Here is a 20,466-nt window from a genome sequence, read left to right as displayed (position 1 = left end):
CGGCGGGAGCTGAAAAGGGGCGGCATTATGACAAAGTGCCATCATTCGTGACAGAGTTTTTTGACGCCAATGAATTGGCTGTCTTGAGCGCATACAAAACCCTGTAGGAGTGAGCCTGCTCGCGATAGCGGTGTGTCATTCACGGTGATGTTGTCTGACACACCGCTATCGCGAGCAGGCTCACTCCTACAGGGGTTTTGTGTTTGGCTGGGATCAGTGGAAATCGCGGCTCTGCACGCGGATGCCATTGAGCAGTGGGCTGAGGTCGCTCAGCCGGCCAGCGATCAGGTGGCGCACTTCGCCTTCGCGCTCCCAGCGGCCATCGACCTTGAGCAATTGCGAACCGACCAGCACTTGCCGCTGACGCTCGGCCAGATCGCGCCAGACCACCACGTTGACGTTGCCGAATTCGTCTTCCAGGGTTACGAACGTCACACCGCTGGCGGTGCCCGGTCGTTGGCGCCCCGTCACCAGCCCGGCGACGCTCACCGGCCGACCGTGTTCGACGTCGAGCAATTCCTGCGAACTGCGACAACGCCGGGCTTTGAGTTCACCGCGCAACAGCGCCAACGGATGCGGCCCCAACGTGGTGCCGACGGTGCTGTAATCGGCATGCAGATCCTCGCCAACGCTGGGTTTGGGCAGCATCACCTCGGCCTCCTCCTGACTCGGCAACCCGGCAAACAGGCCCAGCTGTTTCTGCACCCCGGCGACTTCCCAGCGCGCCCGATGCCGATGTCCGGCCAAGCCGCGCAACGCCCCGGAATCGGCCAGCAACGCCTGCGCCCGACTGTCGAGCACCGCCCGCTCGCCCAGATCGGCGACATCGGCAAATGCCCCACGCGCCCGCGCCGCTTCGATGCGCCGGGCATCTTCCTCGCGAAAGCCCTTGATCATGCGCAGACCCATACGAATCGCCGGTTGCGCCGCCGTGGTGGTTTCCAGACTGCAATCCCAGTCACTGGCGCGTACGTCGACCGGGCGGATCTGCAACTGATGGCGACGCGCATCCTGGAGAATCTGATCCGGACTGTAGAAACCCATCGGCCAACTGTTGATCAACGCACAGGCGAAGGCCGCCGGTTCGTGGCACTTGAGCCAGCAACTGGCGTAAGTCAGCAAGGCGAAACTGGCGGCGTGGGATTCGGGAAAACCGTAGCTGCCGAAGCCTTTTATCTGCTCGAAAATCTGCGCGGCGAACTCCGGCGTGTAACCGTTCTTTTTCATGCCGGCGGCGAGGCGTTCCTTGTGCGGTTCCAGTCCGCCGTGGCGTTTCCACGCGGCCATCGAGCGACGTAATTGATCGGCCTCACCGGGGCTGTAATCAGCAGCGACGATGGCGATCTGCATCACCTGTTCCTGAAACAGCGGCACGCCGAGGGTGCGTTTGAGCACCACTTCCAGCTCCGGCGACGGATAGGTTTCTTTTTCTTCCTTGTTCCGGCGACGCAGATACGGATGGACCATCCCGCCCTGAATCGGCCCCGGGCGGACAATGGCCACTTCAATCACCAGGTCATAGAACTTCGCCGGTTTCAGGCGCGGCAGCATCGACATTTGCGCCCGCGACTCGATCTGGAACACGCCAATGGTGTCGGCGCGGCTGATCATCTCGTAGGTCGGTTTGTCTTCAGCCGGAATCGTCGCCAGGCTCAAGTCCAGATTGCGATGGCGGCGCAGCAGGTCGAAACAGCGGCGAATTGCGCTGAGCATGCCGAGGGCGAGGATATCCACCTTGAGCAGGCCGACTGCGTCGAGGTCGTCCTTGTCCCACTGGATGATCGTGCGCTCGGCCATCGCCGCGTTCTCCACCGGCACCAGCGTGTCCAGCGGCTGCTCGGAAATCACGAAGCCGCCGGGATGCTGCGACAGGTGCCGGGGAAAACCGATCAGTTGCCCGGTCAAGCTCAACACCCGGCGCAGCACCGGACTGTCCGGGTCGAAGCCGCCTTCGAGCAAACGCGCGAGCGGCGGGGTTTCATCGCTCCAGTGGCCGCAGCAATCGGCCAGTGCATTGATCTGATCCGGCGGCAGGCCCAGAGCCTTGGCCACATCGCGTACGGCGCCGGCAGCGTGGTAGGTGCTGACCACCGCTGTCAGCGCCGCGCGACCACGGCCATAACGGCGAAACACGTATTGCAGGACTTCTTCGCGGCGTTCGTGCTCGAAGTCGACATCAATGTCCGGCGGCTCATTGCGCTCCTTGGACATGAAACGCTCGAACAGCAGCGTGGTGCGATCCGGGTCGATCTCGGTGATGCCCAAGGCAAAACACACCGCCGAGTTGGCCGCGGAGCCACGACCCTGACAGAGGATTTTTTGCTCACGGGCAAAACGCACCACGTCGTGTACGGTGAGGAAGTAGCTTTCGTAGCCGAGTTCGGCGATCAGCTGCAATTCATCGTCGATCTGTTTGAGCACTTTGGCTTGCGGGCCTTGGGGCCAGCGCCAAGCAATGCCTTCTTCGGTCAGATGACGCAGCCAGGAACTGGCGCTGTGCCCCTCAGGCACCAATTCTTTCGGGTATTGATAACGCAACTCGCCCAGATCAAAGGTGCAGCGTCGGGCCAGCTTCACCGATTCATCCAGCAAGGCCTGCGGATACAACTCGCGCACGACCTCGACACTGCGCAAATGCCGCTCGCCATTGGGATGCAAACGCAACCCCGCCTCAGCCACCGGCACGTGATGACGGATCGCCGTCATGGTGTCCTGCAAGGCGCGGCGACCACGGGCGTGCATGTGCACATCGCCGCTGGCCACTGCCGGAATCTGCAACTCGGCGGCCAGACTCAACAAGCTCGCCAGCCGTTGCTGATCGTCTTGACCGCGATGCAATTGCACCGCCAACCACAGGCATTCGGCGAAGGTCTGCTGCAACCAACGGCCCTCTTCCACGTCATCGAGTGAATCCGGCACCCACAACACCAGCAACCCCGGCAACGGCTCGGCGAAGTCCTCGCGCAGCACCTGATACTGGCCCTTCTGCGTGCGCCGTCGGGCGCGGGTGATCAAACCACACAAGGCCTGATAACCCGCCAGGTTCTCCACCAACAACACCAGTTTCGGACCATTTTCGATGCGAATTTCACTGCCGATGATCAGCGGCAGCTCAACCGATTTTGCCGCTTGCCAGGCGCGGACGATCCCGGCCAGCGTGCACTCATCGGTGATCGCCAGCGCCTGATAGCCGTGCTTTTTTGCGCGCTGAAACAGTTCCAGCGCACTGGAGGCACCGCGCTGAAAACTGAAGTTCGACAGGCAGTGCAGTTCGGCATAACCGTCATTCATGCAAACCAGCCCTGCAGCCACAACGGACCGCCCTCGCCCACCGCGCGATAAGCCCAGCCCTGTTGGCCGGCGCGGTTCTGGATCAGGTAATAATCGCGGCGCACATCGTCACCGTCCCACCAGCCGGATTCGATACGTTCCGGACCCAAGAGAATCCGCGCCGAACCTTCTGCCACACTTTGCGGCTCGCCGAGCAACCAGCCCGGACGGTGCACGCTCGGCAAGCCTGCGCAGCGTTGTTTGTCGACACCGTGCTGCCATGCGCACTCGGGGCGATGATCGGCCTGAAAACGCAGCCCCTGCACGGCGTCATCGCCCAAGCGTGCACGCAGGCGTTCGCGCAACTGCTCCCACGGCAAGGTCTGTTGCGGGCGGTCGTCGAACAGTTCCTGAAACTGCGGCACGAAGCTCGGCAGGTCCTCGGCGCGCAGGCGAAAGCCACGCACGGGCGCCTCGACCTGTACTTGCTCCAGCCGCCCGCGCGCCAGTTCGAAAAGCATCGCCGGATCACGTTCAGCGCTGAGCAAACCAACCTTGATCACGCTGTCCGGCAGCCCGGCGTGTTCCAGATGCAGGTCGAAACGCTGCACGCCGCTGTCACGCCCGCAGAGGAACGCCGACAGGTCACCGGTCAAACGCCGTAACGGAAACAGCAGCGCCTGATGCGACTGCACGTCGAAATTCAGTTCGATGCGCACATCGAAGCGATCCGGCGGCAAATAAAACGCCAGCGCCAATGGCCGCGCACCGAACAGAGTGTCGAGGTGTTTGAGCATCTGCGCTTCAAAGCGCCGCGCCAGCGCCTGACGCGGCAGGCTCTGCACCTGATTGAGAGTGCGCAGACCCATACGCGACAACGCCGTGGCCACGCTCGGCTCCAGACCGACACGGTCGACCGGTAACTGACCGAGGTGATGCTGCAAGGCCTCGCCGTCCGGCACCACCAAGCCGTCGTAAGCATTGGCCAGCACCCGCGCCGCCACCGGATTCGGTGCGGCGACGATGCGATGACGGAAACCCAGATCGGTCAGTTCCTGGCGCAGTCGTGCTTCGAACTGCGCCCAGGAGCCGAACAGACCCAGGCTCGATTCGATCTCGAACACCACGGTGCGCGGATAATGCACGCTGACCTGCGCGCTGAAACGGTAGGCCCACGCGGCGAGAAATTGCTGCCAGTGCTCGACCTCGGCGGCCTCGTAATCCGCCGTGGCAAAACCTTTGCTCATCGCTTGGGCGGCGGTCATCGACTGGCCGGCGCGCAACCCGAGCTTGCGCGCCGCCGGGTTGACCGCTTGCAACACCCGGCGCTGGGCCGGGCCGTTGAGCAGCACTAATGGCTCATCGGGATCGGGACGCTGACGCAGCACGGCGTCGAGGGCCAATTGCGGAAACAGAATACACACCCAGCGCATGGCGACCTCAGTGACCCACGGCAAAGGCAATCGGTGCCGCACGCGCCAAACCGCCACGGCACTTGAGCACGCGCAACTGCGCGGGTTTGGCATCAATGGCAATGCGTAACGCCGCCGGTGACGGGTTGACCGCTTCACTCAACGGCCGCCAGGCAAATGCCAGGGTCTGGCCGGTTTCCGCCGCCACCTGCAAACGCCGCAACGCGCGGTCATCGGCCTTGTGCGGCCAGCACAGTACGGCGCCACAACTGCCCGAACGCAAACACTGTTCCGCCGCCCACAAGGCATCGCGTTCGCTGGCGTGGATCACCGACAACTGGCGCAGATCGACCCCGGCGTTCTCCCACGCCTGCGGGTACGGCACGAATGGCGGCGCCACCAGCACGATGCGCTCGCCCGCCGCCGACAACCGCGCCAGCGTTGGCCAGACCAGTTGCAGCTCGCCGACACCCGGGCCGGCCAAGAGGATTTCGCTCAGCGCCGCTTCCGGCCAGCCACCGCTGGGCAGTGCCGCGTCCAGCGCGGCGTGCCCGGTCGGTTGCGGGCTGGCAGCGGGGGGCGCAGGTCGGCCCTTCCAGACCTGGCCGCCATTGAACAGCGTGTCTAACGCAACGACGGCGCCCATCAGCCTTGCCTCACCAGACCGCAGAACACCCCTTCGATGGCCAGATCCTGATCGTCGCGCACGACAATCGGCTGGTACGCCGGGTTGCGCGGCAACAGCCGCACTTCTGCGCCGAGCCGTTCGAAGCGTTTGATGGTGACTTCACCGTCGAGCCGCGCCACGACGATCTGGCCGTTGAGTGCTTCGGGATTGCGCTTCACGCCGACCAGGTCGCCATCGAGGATGCCGTCCTCGATCATCGAATCGCCCTGCACCCGCAGCATGTAATCGGGTGTGCGCGAGAACAGCGCCGGGTCGAGCAGCAAGCGGCTATGGATGTCGGCATCGGCGCCAATCGGTGCACCGGCAGCGACGCGGCCGAGCACCGGAATGTCGAGCAGTTCCGGGCGCGGCGGTTGCCCGAGCAGGCGAATGCCGCGGGCCTGATTGGGGTTGACCTCGATAAAACCGGCTTCAGTGAGCGCGAGCACGTGCTTGCGCGCCACGCTGCGCGAGGCAAAACCAAAAGCCTCGCTGATTTCAGCGAGGCTTGGGGGCTGACCGTGCTCGGCGATTCGATCGCGGATAAAGGTCAGGATGGCGGTACGGCGGGGAGTCAGATTGGTCATGGAGTACATTTGTACTCCTGTAGGATTTTCCTGACAAGCGCCGCAGGTCGGCCCACCCCACGTTGATCGTTCCCACGCGCACTGATCGTTCCCACGCTCCGCGTGGAAACGCCTCTAGGGACGCTCTGCGTCCAGTGACGCGGAGCGTCACGGGCTGCATTCCCACGCGGAGCGTGGGAACGATCAAACGATCAAACGATCAGTGCGTGGGTGTTAGCCAAGGCCACGTTCGGCGAGAAATGCGGCGATGTAATCGATGAACGCGACGACTTTGGCCGTGGCCCGTCGATGACTCGGATACACCGCCAGAATGTGCGGGCCGAAGGTGTCCGGGTCGATCTCGTAATCGGCCATGACCCGCACCAGTCGCCCGTCGGCGATGTACGGCGCGGCGCTCCACAGCGGCGTGTGCAGCAAACCACGCCCGGCCAAAGCACTCGCCAGCAACAAATCGTAATTGTCACTGCGCAACAACGGCGCTGCGGGTTGCGCCAGGCTCAAACGCTGCCCGTCACGCTCGGCCCACCAGAACTCGCGGCTGAGCAACGGGTGCTGATAAAGCAACCATTCGTGCTGCTCAAGCGTCTGCGGATTCACCGGCAAGCCCTTGCGAGCGAGGTACTCCGGGCTGCCGCACAAGGCCAGACGATTGCTGCCAACCACCCGCGCAATTAGCCCCGGCAAGTCATCGTGACCTTCGCGCAACGCCAGGTCATAACCACTTTCCAGCAGATTGACGAAGGCATCGCACAGGTCCACTTGCAGGCTGATCTGCGGGTATTGCTGCAAAAAGCCGTCACACACCTGATCGAGAAACGCCCGCCCATACGCCAGCGGTGCGGTGATTTTCAGGCTGCCGCGCAAGCCGTGCTGCAACTGCTCGATTTCCTCGCTGGCCTCATCGAGCCGCTGTAACACCAGCCGCGCGGTTTCCAGGTACACCCGGCCGATTTCGGTGAGCAGAATCCGCCGCGTACTGCGTTCGAACAGCCGTGCGCCCAGCTCCGATTCCAGGTGATTGACCGCTTTGGTCAGCGCCGACGGGGTCTTGCCCAACTGCTCGGCGGCGCGGCTGAAACTGCCGAGCTGCGCGGTGACGACGAACATTTTCAATGCACCCAACTTGTCCATGCTTTTTCCATTCAGGCAAAAACGTTTTTCGTGAGGGAGGCGTTCTGTCCGCCGTTGCCAGCCACTAATCTCGCCATCAGACGCAATAACAAGGAAATCTTCAATGAAAAGATTCATCCCGAGTCTGTTGGTAGCCGCTGTAAGTTTTGCCTCGATGGAAGCCATGGCCGCACCTGATCTGATCCTGCTCAACGGCAAGATTTTCACCGCCGACCGTGCGCAACCCAAGGTGCAAGCCCTCGCCGTAGAAAACGGCAAAGTGCTGAAAGTCGGCACCGACGCGCAGATCAAAGCCTTGATCGAACCCGGCACCCAAGTCATCGACCTCAAGGGCAAAGCGTTGATGCCCGGCCTGATCGACAGCCATTCCCACGCGATTTTCGGCGGACTGGAAATGGTCTCGGCGAACATGGAAGACGAAGTCGTCGGCCTCGACGAACTGCAAAAACGTCTGCGCGACTGGCGTGCAGACGGCAAGGCCAAACACGGCGATGTGCTGAGCATCGCTGGCATGAGTTCGGTTTATTGGGCGCAAGCCGAGGCCTTGGGCACCACCTTCAACAGCGGCGAATGGGCCGATGTGCCAGTGGTGTTCATTGGCAGCGACCACCACACGGCGTGGGCCAACAATGTGATGCTCAAGCGCGCCGGCATTGACGCGGCGCTGCTGAAAAACCTGCCCGATGCGGAAAAAGACACCATCGGCAAACTGGCCAGCGGCGAACCCAACGGCTTTGTCGTCGACGCCGGTTGGGATCGGGTCGCCTCGAAAATGCCGGTGCCGAGCCCTGCCGACATGTTGAACGCCGCGAAATCAGCGGTGCGCTACAACAACAGCCTTGGTATCACCGCGTGGATGGACCCGGCCGCCAACGCCGCACCGGGCGAAGCAGTGTTCGCGCTCAAGCCGACCGAAAAAACCGTCGGCGTGCTGCCGGCTTATAAAGCGCTGTCGGAAAGCGGCGACATGAGCGTGCACGTCGCCGCGCTGCTGGTGGCCAACCCGAAAAGCGTGCCAGCCGACCTCGATACGCTGGACAAGGTGCGCCAGCAATTTCAGGGCATCCCCAACCTGACCCTGCCCGGGATCAAGATCTTCGCCGACGGCGTGATCGAATTCCCGGCACAGAGCGCGGCGATGATCGATCCGTACAGCAACTCGCACAAACAGGGCGAACTGCTGATCGATCCGCAGCATTTCGGCGAACTGGTCAGCGCCATCGACCAGCGCGGCTGGCTGGTGCATATCCACGCGATCGGCGACCGCGCCGTGCGTGAGTCGCTGAACGGCATCGCTCAGGCACGCAAGGATCGCCAGAGCGGCGTGACCCACTCGATCACTCACCTGCAAATGGTCAACCCGAAAGAGTTCGCCCGTTTCAAACCGCTCAACGTCATCGCCTCGATGCAACTGCTGTGGGCCAGCGCCGACGACTACACCACCGACATGATCAAGCCCTACGTCAGCGCCCTCGCCTTTCGCTATCAGTACCCGGCGCATTCGCTGTTGAAACAGGGCGCGACGATTGCCGGCGCGAGTGACTGGCCGGTGTCGACGCCGAATCCGTTCAATGCCATGGCCCAGGCGATTACTCGTGTCGGCCCATTGGGCGTACTCAATGCCGAGGAGCGTCTGGACCGCGACACGATGTTCTATGCCTACACCGTTAACGCCGCACGGACGATTGGCCTGGAGAAGCAGATCGGTTCGCTGACGCCGGGCAAACAGGCGGACTTTATCGTGCTCGATCGCGACGTGTTCAGCGTCGACAACAAGGCCCTGCATGACACCCAGGTCCTGCAAACCTGGTTCGGCGGTCGTCAGGTCTACACCGCCACCCAATAACAACACAATCTTTCCTTTGTAGGAGTGAGCCTGCTCGCGATAGCGGTGTGTCAGCCAACAACAATGTTGAATGCAATACCGCTATCGCGAGCAGGCTCACTCCTACAAGGTTTTCGTACTGCCCAAAAATAATCACAACATCGGGACTTCACATGAAAGCCTTGCCTCTGTTCGCCCTGAGTTTCTTGAGCGTGCTGCCCTTGAGCAGTTTTGCGATCCCCTTGAACGATGACTTTGCGCTGGAGGTAGACCTGACCCTCGCCAGCGACTACCGCACGCGGGGCATCTCGCAAACCCAGAATGACCCAGCGGTGCAAGCCGGCCTGACCCTCGCGCACAGCAGCGGTCTGTACCTCGGCGCCTGGAGTTCCAACGTCGATTTCGGCGACGGGCTGAAAACCCGTCAGGAAGTCGATTACTACGGCGGTTGGCTGTGGCAGGCAACCGAGGAGGTCAGCCTCGATCTGGGCTACATCAAGTACGCCTACCCCAAGGAAAGCCAGTTCAACCAGAGCGAGGTCTACGGGATTCTCGGGGTTTATGGGGTGAAGCTGGCGGCGTATTACTCCAGTGATGCGCCGGGGATCGATAGCAAGCAGAGCTCGCTGTACAGCTACATCGGCTATGAAACCGAGTTGCCTTACGACTCGGGCTTGAAGCTGCGCTACGGCAACATGGATTTCAAGGATGCGCATTTGTACTCGGCGTCCGGGCAGGCTGAGGACAGTTATCGGGAATGGGAAGTCAAACTCACCCATAACCTGGCCGGGGTGGTGTTGGGCCTGAGCTACATCGACACTGATCTCTCACAAACCCAATGCCTGAGCAATTGGGGTTTCAAAGACGTCTGCACCGCCACCGTCGTCGCCAGCGTCAGCAAATCTTTCTGACCCCCTGAAAATCCCCCTGTAGGAGTGAGCCTGCTCGCGATAGCGGTAGGTCATTCAACAATGATGTTGGCTGATCCACCGCTATCGCGAGCAGGCTCACTCCTACAAGGATTTGCTTTGAATTCGGTAGTTGTTACAGGATGTTTACGAATTTTTTACTAATGTTCTTCTACAGTTACACGCGCAACCGCGTGGTTTTCATTCATGTAGAGGAATGTTTGACATGGCTTTGGGCAACGGACTGCGTTTACCGTCCATCACTCCTACCCGGCTGGTGCTGCTGTTTTCCCTGGCGCTGGTGGCGTTGTACAACCTGGCGACCTGGAAGGCGCTGGGCACACTGGTCAGCCTGCAAGGCGCGCACAAAGTGGCGTTCTTTGCTTCGTTCGGGCTGTTTTTGTGGGCCGCGATCACCCTGCTGCTGACCCTGGTGTCGTTCCGCTGGACACTGAAACCAACGCTCACCGTGATCGCCCTGCTCTCGGCGTGCGCCGCGTATTTCATGAACGAATACGGCATCACCATCGACACGGTGATGATCCAGAACGTCTTCGAAACCAACCCCGCCGAAGCCACCGCGCTGTTCAACGGCAAGCTGCTGGCTTACCTGCTGTTGCTCGGCGTACTGCCGGCGGCGTTGATCTGGCGCTGGCCGGTGAGTTATCGGCCGTTCTTTCGCGGTCTGCTCAACAAGGTGCTGGTAATCATCGCCTGTGTGCTGGTGATCGCCGCATCGGTTGGCTCGTTCTATTCGACCTACGCGCCGATCTTTCGCGAAGAAGACAAGCTCACCCACTTCATCAACCCGACCAATTACATCTACGCGATCAGCAAGTACACCAAGCAACGCCTGGGCATCAAAAAGCACTTTGTGGTGCAGGCCATTGGTGAAGACGCGGTGATGAGCGCCAAGGCCGCCAGCCGCGAGAAGAAATCGCTGATGGTGTTTGTGGTCGGTGAAACCGCGCGCGCCGATCACTTCTCACTGAACGGCTATGAACGCGAGACCAATCCGGAACTGAGCAAACTGGACATCCTCAATTTCACCCAGGTGCATTCCTGCGGCACGTCGACGGCGGTCTCGGTGCCGTGCATGTTCTCGATGTTCCCGCGTGAGGATTACAGCGACAAGAAAGGCAAAACCTACGAAGGCCTGCTCGACATCCTTCAGCGCGCCGGCGTGCAGGTGCTGTGGCTGGACAACAACAGCGACTGCAAAGGCACCTGCCTGCGCGTACCGCATCGCGACATTTCGAAGAATCAGCCGGGGCCGTTCTGCGATGGCAACAACTGCCTCGACGAGGCGCTGTTGCAAGATCTGCAAAGCTACATCGACAGCCTCAAGGGCCACGCGATCATCGTCCTGCATGCGGACGGCAGCCACGGCCCCGAGTACTACGAGCGCTATCCGAAAGCCATGGAGCGCTTCCAACCGATCTGCCACACCAACCAGTTGGGCAGTTGCAGTCGCGATGAACTGGTGAATGTCTACGACAACACGATTCTGTACACCGACCATTTCCTCGCCAAGGTCATCGAACTGCTCAAGCGCAATCAGGACTCGCTGGACACCTCGATGGTGTACGTCTCCGACCACGGTGAATCGCTGGGCGAGAATGGCTTGTATCTGCACGCGGCGCCGTATGCGCTGGCACCTGAAGCGCAGACGCACGTGCCGATGGTGATGTGGTTCGGCAATGGCACGCTGGCGAGTGAAGGGATTGATCGCGGCTGCCTGCAAGGCAAGACCGGGCAGGCGGATCTGAGCCACGACAACCTGTTTCATTCAGTGCTGGGGTTGTTTGAGGTGAAGACGTCGCTGTATCAGCCGGGACTGGATATTTTCCATGGCTGCCGGCCTTCGATGACGGCCGCCCAATAACCCGGATATTGCGTAGATCCCTTGTAGGAGTGAGCCTGCTCGCGATAGCGGTGTGTCATTCAACAACGATGTTGGCTGATCCACCGCTATCGCGAGCAGGCTCACTCCTACAGGGGGCTGTGGTGTATCAAGGATTGAGGTTTGCCAGGTAGGCCCACGGGTAAATGCCGCGCTGGTGGCCGTCGCTGAACACCAGTTGCACGCCGTAGCCCTGGGGGTTGAGTTCGATCAGGCGTACGCGATCATCCACCAGCGGCGTCAGACCTTTCAGGCGAAACGCGCGGCATTGCGAGCACGGGCACTGGCGGCGCAGTTCGGCGTGGTTGAGCTGTTGTTCGCGACCGTCCGGCCAGCTCAAGCGCAAGGTGCCTTCGCTCTGCGAGTTACCCACCGATAGCGGATTCATTGCAACTGACTCAACGCGATGCGCACGGCTTTGCGCACTTCCGGGTCGCCGTCGTCCTGCGCGGCCTGCAGCGCCGCCACGGCACCACGATCATTCAGTTCACCCAAGGCCAGCGCGGCTTCCTTGCGCAGGTTGCTGATGCGATGACCGAGGGTTTCAATCAGCGCGTCCAGTGCCGGGGCAAATTGCAAACGACCGAGGCTGCGGGTGGCGCGCAGGCGCACTTGCCAGTAATCGTCGCTCAAGGCTTCGACCAGCGCCGGGCCGGCGTCGCGGTGGCCGACTTTGCCCAGTGTCGTTGCGGCTTCTTCGCGCACTTGCCAGGCGTGATCCTGCAAAGCCTGGCGCAAGGCCGGGAGGACTTCGGCGCTGGAGGCCAGGCCCAAAGCACCGGTAGCCGCGCGGCGGACCTCGGTGTCCGGGTCATCGCTGGCCAATCGCGCCAAGGCTGGCAGTGCGTCAAGTTGTTTGAGCCAGCCGAGCACACCCACCGCTTCACGACGAACGCTGGCGTCAGCATCGTTCAGCGCCGCGACGGCAGCCGGCGCAGCGTCGGCGAAACGCAGTTCACGCAAGGCGCGGAACGCGGCGATGCGCACACTGACGTCGGCGTGATCGGTCCACGGCAAAATCACCCGCCCCGCTGCTTCAGTCTTGAGCAGACTCAGGCTTTGCGCAGCGGCGGATTGCACGGCGAGCGACGGATCAGTCAGCGCCTCGCACAACGCTTGCACGACATCCTCATCTTCCCAGGCCTCAAGCAAGCGCGCGGCTTCGGCACGGACGTCTTCGGCAGGATCCTGCCCCAGGCGATCAACCAGCCAGAGCAAGCCATCCGGCTCTTCGAGATCGGCCAGATCAATCAGCGCAATACGCCGCACGCCGGCGTCTTCAGCGGTCAGGCGCGGTTGCAGGGCGAGGATGTCTTGATTATCGGTCAGAGCAAAAATAGAGGTCATAGGGCAAATCGCGGCAAAGGGTTTTCGGGAGGCAGGCCGAGCGGGTTGAGGCGCGGCAGCGGTCGGTCATTGTCGTGGCGCAGCAGGTCGAGGCAGTGGCGTTTGAGGCGCGAGAACTCAGGACTGGTGACCAGTTCGCTGGTGCGTGGCCGGGCGAAATCCAGACGCAAGTCTTCGATGATTCGCCCCGGTCGCGCGCTCATCACCAGCAAGCGATCGGCAAGGAACAGCGCCTCGTCGATGTCATGGGTAACGAACACCACGGTGGTGCGGATGCGCGTCCAGATGTCCAGCAGCAGCTCTTGCATGTTCAAACGGGTGAGCGCATCCAGCGCGCCGAATGGCTCGTCCATCAGCAACAGGCGCGGGCGATTGACCAGCACACGGGCGATTTCGACGCGTTGCTGCATGCCGCCGGACAGCTGATCGGGCCAACGTTCGGCGAAACCTTCGAGACCGACCAGTTTGAGAATGCCATCGGCGGCGCGATGACGTTCGGCCTTGCCGATGCCACGCATTTTCAGGCCGAAGGCGACGTTGTCACGCACCGTACGCCACGGAAACAGCGTGTGGTGCTGAAATACCATGCCGCGCTGCGGTGACGGGCCGGACACCGCCGCGCCATCGACTTTCAGGCTGCCGGCATGCGCGTTCAGATGCCCGGCCAAGGCACCGAGCAAGGTCGATTTGCCGCAACCGGACGGGCCAAGAATGCAGACGAACTGGCCGGGTTCGATCTGACAATCGAGTTCGCGCACCGCTTCGAACGCTTCTTTTCCTTGACCAAGGACGATGGACAATTGGCGAATGTCGATCCGCCCTTCCGGGGTTTGCATCACGCTCATCAGGCTTTTCCTCGCGGTCGATGCCAAGGCGTGAGCAACCCGCCGAGGCGTTTGATCAGCAGACTGCTGCCCATGCCCAGCACGCCGATCAGCAACATGCCGACGACGATGTCGGCGTAGTTCTGAATGGTGTAGGACTCCCAGGTGTAGTAACCGATGCCGAACTGGCCGGAGATCATTTCCGCCGTGACCAGGCAGAACCAAGACGTGCCCATGCCGATCGCCAGACCCGTGATGATGCTTGGCGCCGCGCCCGGGAGGATCACTTCCAGCAGGATCGCGCGGCGCCCTGCACCGAGGCTTTTCGCTGAGGCGATCAGGCGTGGATCGACACCTTCGACACCGTGCACGGTGTTGAGCAGGATCGGGAACAGCGCGCCGGTGAAGGTGATGAAGACCATCGACAGTTCGGACGATGGGAACATCAGGATGGCCAGCGGGATCCATGCGACGGCGGGGATCGGGCGCAGGACTTCCAGTGGGGGCAGCAGCAGGTCTTCGGCCCATTTTGAACGGCCGATGGCCAGACCGAGGGCGATGCCGATCAGCAATGCGGCGAGGTAACCGGCGAAGACGCGGCTGAGGCTGGCGGTGAGGTGTTGCAGGAGCTTGCCGGAGTCGCCCAGACCCAGCGCTGCTTCGATCACCGCGATAGGTGTTGGCACGTTGGCGAAGGTGACGAGGCCGAGGTTCCAGTGGTGGCTGGCAGCGAGTTGCCAGAACAGCAGGCAGAGCAGCAAGGATGTGGCTCTTGATGTCCAGCGGATGGGTGTTTTCATGGAGCGGGTTTCCAGTTCTGGATCTGTGTGATGGCTGAGATTTCCCCCCCTCACCCCAGCCCTCTCCCCCCAAGGGGGGCGAGGGGGAAAGGGAGCCGACCTGCGTGCTTTTCAAAACCTGAGTTCGACTCGGTATTTCAGGTCGGCGTACCTTGCCCAAACACCGCGGTCAGTCCCCTCTCCCTCCGGGAGAGGGCTAGGGTGAGGGGCTTTTGATCTTCATCAGCGCGCAGCAACAGCCTGGGCAGTGGCGTCGGTGAAGTCGAAAACCTTGCCACCCTGCGCTGAGGCATATTGCTGAGCCTGCCCCTTGAGCAGAAACGCACTCAGACGCCCCTTCGCATCACTGGCAAACCACGCCTGCTCCGCGAGCAACTTGATCCCGCTGTCACTGGCCTGCGCATACACCGCACGGACGTTTTTGCCTTCCTGCTTCAACGCGGCCAGCGCGGTAAACGCCTCTTCCGCAGACGCGTACTGCCGCACCTTGCTCTCACCGCGCACCCAGATTTCCGCGACATGGCTGAAGTCACTGATCGCTTTACCGGTCGCCGCATCCGTGGCCTTCAACGGCGTCTGCGCGTAGTTGGCCAACTGCGCCGTGTAATCCAGACCCGACGCCTTGAACGCCGCACGGATGTACTGATCATCAATGAAGCTGTTCAGATCGAGCCCGCGATCAGCCTTCTTCAACAGCTTCAACGTATCGATGGCCGTGCCGACCGCCTGGCGATATTCCGGCTTCCAGCTCAGGTCGCGGGTCTGCACGCCGAGCGGGCCGTGGAACAGGTAATTCACTTCGGCATCGACGCCGGTGACTTTGGCGATCAGCTCGCTGTACTTTTCAGGCTCGGCAGCGAGCAGTTGATTGGCCTCGATGCTCGCGCGCAGGTACGCGACGACGATCTCCGGATACTTCTTCGCATACGCCTGATCCACCAGCGCACCGTGGAATGTCGGCGCATTGGCCTGGGCGCCGTCGTAGATCTTGCGGGCGAAACCCCGGCTCGGGAACAGCTCGGCGAACGGCACGAAATCAGCGTGGGCGTCGATCTTGCCGGCCTGCAATGCCGAGCCGGCGACCTCTGGCGGCTGGGCGATGATGTTCACATCTTTCAGCGGATCCCAGCCCTGCGCCGCCACCGCCCGCAGCAGCATGCCGTGCGCGGTGGAGGCGAATGGCACGGAAATCGTCTTGCCTTTGAGTTCGCTGAGCGACTGCACGCCGGATGCGCTCGGCACGACGATGCCGTTGCCGCTGCCCTTGATACTGCCCGACAGCACGCTGATGAACAGGCTGTGCTTGCCGGCGGTTTCGAACGCGACACCGTTGAACGCACCGGGGAAATCGGCCATGGCGCCGAAGTCGAGTTTGCCGGCGACCATCTCGTTGGTCAGCGGCGCGCCGCTGGTGAAGTTCTTCCACTGCACGTCGTACTTGGCGTCTTTGTAGGCGCCGTCGTGGGGCAGGTATTTGTCGAGCAGCCCCAGCTCACGAATCAACAGGCCGCCGGCGGCGCAGTTGATGGTGGTGTCCTGGGTGCCGATGGCGATGCGGATGGTTTCGGCTGAGGCCGACACGGTGAACGAAGCCAGTACCAGACCGGCGATTGCTGCACGCAACATGGTTATTTCCCCTCGAATCATTTATTTGAGTTCGTCTCCGCCGCGATCAGGGCGCGGTGGGAAACGAGGGGTTTTCGGTGAATCCAGCGTCCGGGGTTCACCGGATGGCTTTGGGTTGTCACAGTTCAAATGTAGGAGTGAGCCTGCTCGCGATAGCGGTTTTCCAGATGTTGATGTGCTGACTGACACACCGCTATCGCGAGCAGGCTCACTCCTACAGGGGATCGGGTTTCAACGCAGGAGATAAGGGATGTCGACTTTGACGGCACCCGTCGGGCAGTCCTTCTCGCACGGCATGCAGTACCAGCATTCATCGAACGCCATATAGGCCTTCTGCGTCGCCGGGTTGATCGCCAGCAAATCCATCGGGCAAACGTCGACACACACGGTGCAGCCCTTTTCAGCGATGCATTTGTCCTCGTCCACGGTGACGGGAGCGTTGGAGCGGAAGAAGATTTCCTGAGCTTGATAGGCCATGGTTCGGACTCTTTGATTTATTGATGTATCAAGCGGCGAATGCACCGACCCGCAAACGGTCGTAAGCCTGCATTTCCTCGGCATCGAGCGGGATGATGTAAGGCTCGACGGCTTTCTTGAAACTGGTCATCTGGCCGTCCTCGCCCTTCTTCAAATGGCAATGGCAGAACCATTCACTGTCGTTGCGCTGCGGGTGGTCGACGCGATAGTGGTACAGGCCCCAGCGGCTTTCGGCGCGGAACAACGAGGCGCGGGCGGCCATTTCGGCGCAGTCGCGGATCACGCTGGTTTCCATCGCGCGCATCAGTTCGTGGGCGTTGTTGGCCTTCATCTGCTCGAGATCGCGTTCGATGTCGCTGAAGCGTTGCAGGCCGATCTGCATCTTCTTGGTGACTTTCGGCGGTTGCAGGTAATCGTTGACGAAGCGCCGCAGTTTGTACTCGACCTGCGCCGGCGGCAGACCGTGTTCACGATCCAGCGGTGCGTAGACGCGGGCTTTTTCCTTTTCGATCTGCGCGGCATCCAGCGCAGAAAATTCGCGGCCGGCGACGAAGTCGGCGGCGTTATGTCCGGCGAACCAGCCGTAGGTGAAGGCACCGAGCATGTAATTGTGCGGCACAGCGGCCATGTCGCCCGCCGAATACAAACCCTTCACCGAGGTCTCGGCGCGTTCATTGACCCACACCCCGGAGGCCGAGTGACCGCTGCAAAAACCGATTTCGGAGATGTGCATTTCGACCATTTGCGTGCGGTAGTCGGTGCCACGATTGGCGTGAAACTGCCCACGGCTCGGGCGCTCGTTGCTGTGCAGGATTTCCTCGATGTTCTGGATGGTTTCTTCGGCCAGGTGATCGAGTTTGAGGAACACCGGGCCGTTGCCGCTTTCCAGTTCCTGGTGGAATTCCCACATCATCTGCCCGCTCCAGTAGTCGCACTCGATGAAGCGTTCGCCCTTGTTGTTGGCGGTGTAGCCACCCAGCGGGCCGGTGACGTAGGCGCAGGCCGGGCCGTTGTAATCCTTGATCAGCGGGTTGATCTGGAAGCACTCGAGGTTGGCCAGTTCGGCGCCGGCGTGATAGGCCATCGCGTAACCGTCGCCAGCGTTGGTCGGGTTTTCGTAGGTGCCCATCAGATAGCCCGACGACGGCAGACCGAGTCGCCCGGCAGCGCCACAGGCGAGGATCACCGCTTTGGCTTTGATCACATGGAAGTCAGCGCTGCGGCAGTCGAAGCCCATCACACCGTTGACAGTGCCCTCCTCGTCAGTCAGCAACCGCGTGCAAACGAGGCGATTGGTGATGCTCACCCGGGCGCGTTTCAACTGGCGATAAAGAACCTTTTTGATGTCGTGCCCTTCCGGCATCGGCAGCACATAGGCGCCCATGTGGTGGACTTTTTTCACCGCGTAATCGCCGGTTTCGTCCTTCTCGAACTTCACGCCCCAACGGTCGAGCTGTTCGATGGTTTCGAAGCTGTGGGTGGCGTAGGCGTAAACGGCGGCCTGATTGACGATGCCGTCATTGGCGATGGTGATTTCCTTGGTGTACTGCTCAGGCGTCGAGTGACCGGGAATGATCGCGTTGTTCAGGCCGTCCATGCCCATGCTGATCGCGCCGCTGCGTTTGACGTTGGCCTTGTCGACCAGCAACACGCGCAAGTCGCGGTTCTTTTCCTTGGCCTTGATCGCCGCCATCGGGCCGGCGGTGCCGCCGCCGATGACGACGATGTCGTATTCCTGTTCGAGAACGTTGCGGGTCATGCCTGCTCCCCTTTTTGCCGGTCAATCCGCAGGCGGTACTGGAACGCATCGCCACGGTAATAAAGGTGTTCGAAGTCCAGCGGCTGGCCTTGCGCGTCGTGCGTCAGACGCTCGATACGCATGATCGGCGAGCCGGCCTCGACGTTCAGCGCCTGGGTCAGGTCGCTGTCAGCCAGCACCGCGTCGATGGCCAGATCGGCGTGGCCGAGGGCGATGCCGCAGTCGTTTTCGAGGATCAGGAATATGTCGCGGGTGACCAGATCGGCCTTCTCCAGCCGCTCGCCGACGGCTTTGGGCAGGTAGGTGATTTCCAGCGAAATCGGCTCACGGTTGATCAGCCGTACCCGTTTGATCTGCGCGACGATCTCGCCTTCGGCGACCTGCAAACGCTCGGCGACTCGCTTGTCAGCCGGGATGAATTTGAAGCTGCGCAGGCGGTTGATCACCTCGTAACCACGCCCGGTCATCGACTCGGCGAGGCCTTGCAGGCTGCTGACGTTTTGAAAGGTTTTCGGCTTGGCGACGAAGGTGCCTTTGCCGTGGATCTTGAAGATCAGCCCTTCCTTTTGCAGATCGCCGAGCGCCTGGCGCACGGTGATGCGGCTGACTTTGAACAGCGCACCGAGTTCGCTTTCGGAGGGCATCTGGCTGTCTTGCGGGTATTCGCCGTCGAGAATCCGCGCACGGAGAACGTCGCGCAGCTGGGTGTGCAGAGGAACGCTGCTAAGGGAAAGAACGTTATCGGTCATCACGGGATCACTTGTTATAACGAGTTATGACGTGATCTTAGGGTTGTTATGACAAGGTTGAGAAATACCGAATGGGCATAACCTTAGATACTTCACACGGTCGCTTTTTGTAGGAGTGAGCCTGCTCGCGATAGCGGAGTGTCAGACGCCGAATTCGTATCTGATACACCGCTATCGCGAGCAGGCTCACTCCTACAGGGGAATTGTGTGCTACTGGCGCTTGAGGATCTGGTCCATGACCCAGTCGGTCTTGAGGGCTTGTTCGGCGACGGCGGGATGTTTGGAATCACCACGAATGTGAGCGTTCATGCCCAGCACGTGATGCCACTGAATGTGTTCGTGATGAGGGATGTCCAGGCTGATGATTTCCTCCGCATGCAATTGCACGGGATGCTCATCAAACACCGAAAAACTGATCCGCCCAAGGCTGCCGATGATCTCGACCCGATCCTCACGCCGATCCGCAACAAAGCTCCAGCAACCCATGCCCAGTGCCCCGGAGGCAAACCGCCAACTGGCGCTGACGGCGTCTTCTGCCGCGTACAACCCGGCCTGACGCGCAGTGAAACCGGCGACCTCGACAATGTCGCCGAGCAGGTACTGGAACAGATCAAAACCATGACTGGCCAGATCAGCGAAGTAACCGCCACCGGCCACCGCCGGATCGGTGCGCCAGTTGTCGCGACCGTCCAGATCTGCCGGCGACGGCGCTTTGGTCAGCGTCCAGCTCAGATGCCGAACCTCACCGATGCGCCCCTCCTCCAACCATTGCCGCACCTGCGCAAAACGTGGCAACGAACGGCGATAGTAAGAAACGAACAGGTGCAAACCCGCCTCGGCAAACGCCTGCTGCATTTCCCGGCTCTGCCCGGCATGCAACGCCATCGGCTTTTCCACGCAGCAATGCTTGCCCGCAGCGGCGACTTTCAGGCTGTAGGCATGGTGGCTGTCGGGTGGCGTGGCGATGTATACCGCGTCCACCTCGGGATCGTTGATCAGCGCGTCGACGTCGGTGTAGACCCGCTCGATGCCGTGGCGCGCGGCGTAGTCGGTCACGGCTTCCAGGCGTCGGCCCATCACCGCCACCAGCGCTGAACCGGGTGCTTTGTAGAAAGCCGGGCCGCTCTTGCGCTCAGCGACGCTGCCACAACCGATCATGCCCCAACGCACCACGTCCATAT

The 20,466-nt window shown here is 61.4% G+C and carries 17 protein-coding genes; 3 read left to right on the top strand and 14 right to left on the bottom strand.

Features of this window, described 5'->3' with window-relative positions; translation table 11 throughout:
- Positions 1–213: 213 nt before the first annotated feature.
- The 5 genes from AC5SEM_RS09305 to AC5SEM_RS09285 all read right to left on the bottom strand — a co-directional run bounded on the left by AC5SEM_RS09305 (position 214) and on the right by AC5SEM_RS09285 (position 7,067).
- The gene (locus tag AC5SEM_RS09305) at positions 214–3,312 is read right to left on the bottom strand and encodes an error-prone DNA polymerase (protein WP_495472763.1); all 3,099 of its coding nucleotides are present in this window, start codon (positions 3,310–3,312) and stop codon (positions 214–216) included.
- Positions 3,288–4,703, bottom strand: coding sequence for a Y-family DNA polymerase (locus AC5SEM_RS09300; RefSeq protein ID WP_495472762.1), 1,416 nt, complete (start codon positions 4,701–4,703; stop codon positions 3,288–3,290). Before AC5SEM_RS09300 ends, AC5SEM_RS09305 begins: the two co-directional genes overlap by 25 nt.
- Before the next feature lie 7 nt (positions 4,704–4,710).
- Positions 4,711–5,328, bottom strand: coding sequence for a translesion DNA synthesis-associated protein ImuA (imuA, locus tag AC5SEM_RS09295; RefSeq protein ID WP_064120652.1), 618 nt, complete (start codon positions 5,326–5,328; stop codon positions 4,711–4,713).
- Positions 5,328–5,945: a transcriptional repressor LexA gene (lexA, locus tag AC5SEM_RS09290; protein WP_368969052.1), complete on the bottom strand. Its 618-nt coding sequence runs from the start codon at positions 5,943–5,945 to the stop codon at positions 5,328–5,330. The genes imuA and lexA overlap by 1 nt, the downstream gene beginning before the upstream one ends.
- 204 nt (positions 5,946–6,149) lie before the next feature.
- On the bottom strand, positions 6,150–7,067 hold the full coding sequence (locus AC5SEM_RS09285; protein WP_495472761.1) for a LysR family transcriptional regulator: 918 nt from the start codon (positions 7,065–7,067) through the stop codon (positions 6,150–6,152).
- Positions 7,068–7,170: 103 nt separating this feature from the next.
- On the opposite strand from AC5SEM_RS09285, the gene AC5SEM_RS09280 reads away from it, so the two are divergent.
- The 3 genes from AC5SEM_RS09280 to AC5SEM_RS09270 all read left to right on the top strand — a co-directional run bounded on the left by AC5SEM_RS09280 (position 7,171) and on the right by AC5SEM_RS09270 (position 11,685).
- On the top strand, positions 7,171–8,913 hold the full coding sequence (locus AC5SEM_RS09280) for an amidohydrolase (RefSeq protein WP_495472760.1): 1,743 nt from the start codon (positions 7,171–7,173) through the stop codon (positions 8,911–8,913).
- A gap of 152 nt (positions 8,914–9,065) precedes the next feature.
- Positions 9,066–9,803: a TorF family putative porin gene (locus tag AC5SEM_RS09275; RefSeq protein WP_331695600.1), complete on the top strand. Its 738-nt coding sequence runs from the start codon at positions 9,066–9,068 to the stop codon at positions 9,801–9,803.
- 229 nt (positions 9,804–10,032) lie between these two features.
- Positions 10,033–11,685 (top strand): phosphoethanolamine transferase, encoded by a 1,653-nt coding sequence (locus tag AC5SEM_RS09270; RefSeq protein ID WP_495473455.1) that lies wholly within the window; start codon positions 10,033–10,035, stop codon positions 11,683–11,685.
- A 127-nt stretch (positions 11,686–11,812) separates the two neighbouring features.
- On the opposite strand, the gene AC5SEM_RS09265 is transcribed toward AC5SEM_RS09270, so the two are convergent.
- The 9 genes from AC5SEM_RS09265 to AC5SEM_RS09225 all read right to left on the bottom strand — a co-directional run bounded on the left by AC5SEM_RS09265 (position 11,813) and on the right by AC5SEM_RS09225 (position 20,464).
- On the bottom strand, positions 11,813–12,091 hold the full coding sequence (locus AC5SEM_RS09265; protein WP_322846956.1) for a DUF971 domain-containing protein: 279 nt from the start codon (positions 12,089–12,091) through the stop codon (positions 11,813–11,815).
- Positions 12,088–13,050, bottom strand: a complete 963-nt coding sequence (locus AC5SEM_RS09260; RefSeq protein ID WP_495472759.1) for a HEAT repeat domain-containing protein — start codon at positions 13,048–13,050, stop codon at positions 12,088–12,090. Before AC5SEM_RS09260 ends, AC5SEM_RS09265 begins: the two co-directional genes overlap by 4 nt.
- Entirely contained in the window at positions 13,047–13,895 is an 849-nt protein-coding gene (locus AC5SEM_RS09255) for an ABC transporter ATP-binding protein (protein ID WP_495472758.1), read from the bottom strand. Before AC5SEM_RS09255 ends, AC5SEM_RS09260 begins: the two co-directional genes overlap by 4 nt.
- Positions 13,895–14,674 carry an ABC transporter permease gene (locus AC5SEM_RS09250; RefSeq protein WP_495472757.1) on the bottom strand — a complete coding sequence of 260 codons (780 nt, stop codon included), beginning with the start codon at positions 14,672–14,674 and terminating at the stop codon, positions 13,895–13,897. Before AC5SEM_RS09250 ends, AC5SEM_RS09255 begins: the two co-directional genes overlap by 1 nt.
- Before the next feature lie 222 nt (positions 14,675–14,896).
- Positions 14,897–16,300 (bottom strand): ABC transporter substrate-binding protein, encoded by a 1,404-nt coding sequence (locus tag AC5SEM_RS09245; protein ID WP_495472756.1) that lies wholly within the window; start codon positions 16,298–16,300, stop codon positions 14,897–14,899.
- 231 nt (positions 16,301–16,531) lie between these two features.
- Positions 16,532–16,777, bottom strand: coding sequence for a 4Fe-4S dicluster domain-containing protein (locus AC5SEM_RS09240; protein ID WP_003225615.1), 246 nt, complete (start codon positions 16,775–16,777; stop codon positions 16,532–16,534).
- 28 nt (positions 16,778–16,805) lie between these two features.
- Positions 16,806–18,536, bottom strand: coding sequence for a fumarate reductase/succinate dehydrogenase flavoprotein subunit (locus AC5SEM_RS09235; protein ID WP_495472755.1), 1,731 nt, complete (start codon positions 18,534–18,536; stop codon positions 16,806–16,808).
- On the bottom strand, positions 18,533–19,285 hold the full coding sequence (locus tag AC5SEM_RS09230; RefSeq protein ID WP_016774450.1) for a GntR family transcriptional regulator: 753 nt from the start codon (positions 19,283–19,285) through the stop codon (positions 18,533–18,535). The genes AC5SEM_RS09235 and AC5SEM_RS09230 overlap by 4 nt, the downstream gene beginning before the upstream one ends.
- 210 nt (positions 19,286–19,495) lie before the next feature.
- Entirely contained in the window at positions 19,496–20,464 is a 969-nt protein-coding gene (locus AC5SEM_RS09225) for a Gfo/Idh/MocA family protein (protein WP_495472754.1), read from the bottom strand.
- Between the last annotated feature and the right edge of the window lie 2 nt (positions 20,465–20,466).

The organism is Pseudomonas sp. CH61 (assembly GCF_059429415.1).
The sequence above is the reverse complement of the archived record's forward strand: the minus strand, read 5'-3'. Positions and strand labels throughout refer to the sequence as shown.

Coding starts and splice junctions, on each gene's coding strand:
- AC5SEM_RS09300 (WP_495472762.1), bottom strand. CDS start 4,703: ATGCGCTGGGTGTGTATTCTGTTTCCGCAATTGGCCCTCGACGCCGTG.
- imuA (WP_064120652.1), bottom strand. CDS start 5,328: ATGGGCGCCGTCGTTGCGTTAGACACGCTGTTCAATGGCGGCCAGGTC.
- lexA (WP_368969052.1), bottom strand. CDS start 5,945: ATGTACTCCATGACCAATCTGACTCCCCGCCGTACCGCCATCCTGACC.
- AC5SEM_RS09285 (WP_495472761.1), bottom strand. CDS start 7,067: ATGGACAAGTTGGGTGCATTGAAAATGTTCGTCGTCACCGCGCAGCTC.
- AC5SEM_RS09280 (WP_495472760.1), top strand. CDS start 7,171: ATGAAAAGATTCATCCCGAGTCTGTTGGTAGCCGCTGTAAGTTTTGCC.
- AC5SEM_RS09275 (WP_331695600.1), top strand. CDS start 9,066: ATGAAAGCCTTGCCTCTGTTCGCCCTGAGTTTCTTGAGCGTGCTGCCC.
- AC5SEM_RS09265 (WP_322846956.1), bottom strand. CDS start 12,091: ATGAATCCGCTATCGGTGGGTAACTCGCAGAGCGAAGGCACCTTGCGC.
- AC5SEM_RS09260 (WP_495472759.1), bottom strand. CDS start 13,050: ATGACCTCTATTTTTGCTCTGACCGATAATCAAGACATCCTCGCCCTG.
- AC5SEM_RS09255 (WP_495472758.1), bottom strand. CDS start 13,895: ATGAGCGTGATGCAAACCCCGGAAGGGCGGATCGACATTCGCCAATTG.
- AC5SEM_RS09250 (WP_495472757.1), bottom strand. CDS start 14,674: ATGAAAACACCCATCCGCTGGACATCAAGAGCCACATCCTTGCTGCTC.
- AC5SEM_RS09245 (WP_495472756.1), bottom strand. CDS start 16,300: ATGTTGCGTGCAGCAATCGCCGGTCTGGTACTGGCTTCGTTCACCGTG.
- AC5SEM_RS09240 (WP_003225615.1), bottom strand. CDS start 16,777: ATGGCCTATCAAGCTCAGGAAATCTTCTTCCGCTCCAACGCTCCCGTC.
- AC5SEM_RS09235 (WP_495472755.1), bottom strand. CDS start 18,536: ATGACCCGCAACGTTCTCGAACAGGAATACGACATCGTCGTCATCGGC.
- AC5SEM_RS09230 (WP_016774450.1), bottom strand. CDS start 19,285: ATGACCGATAACGTTCTTTCCCTTAGCAGCGTTCCTCTGCACACCCAG.
- AC5SEM_RS09225 (WP_495472754.1), bottom strand. CDS start 20,464: ATGGACGTGGTGCGTTGGGGCATGATCGGTTGTGGCAGCGTCGCTGAG.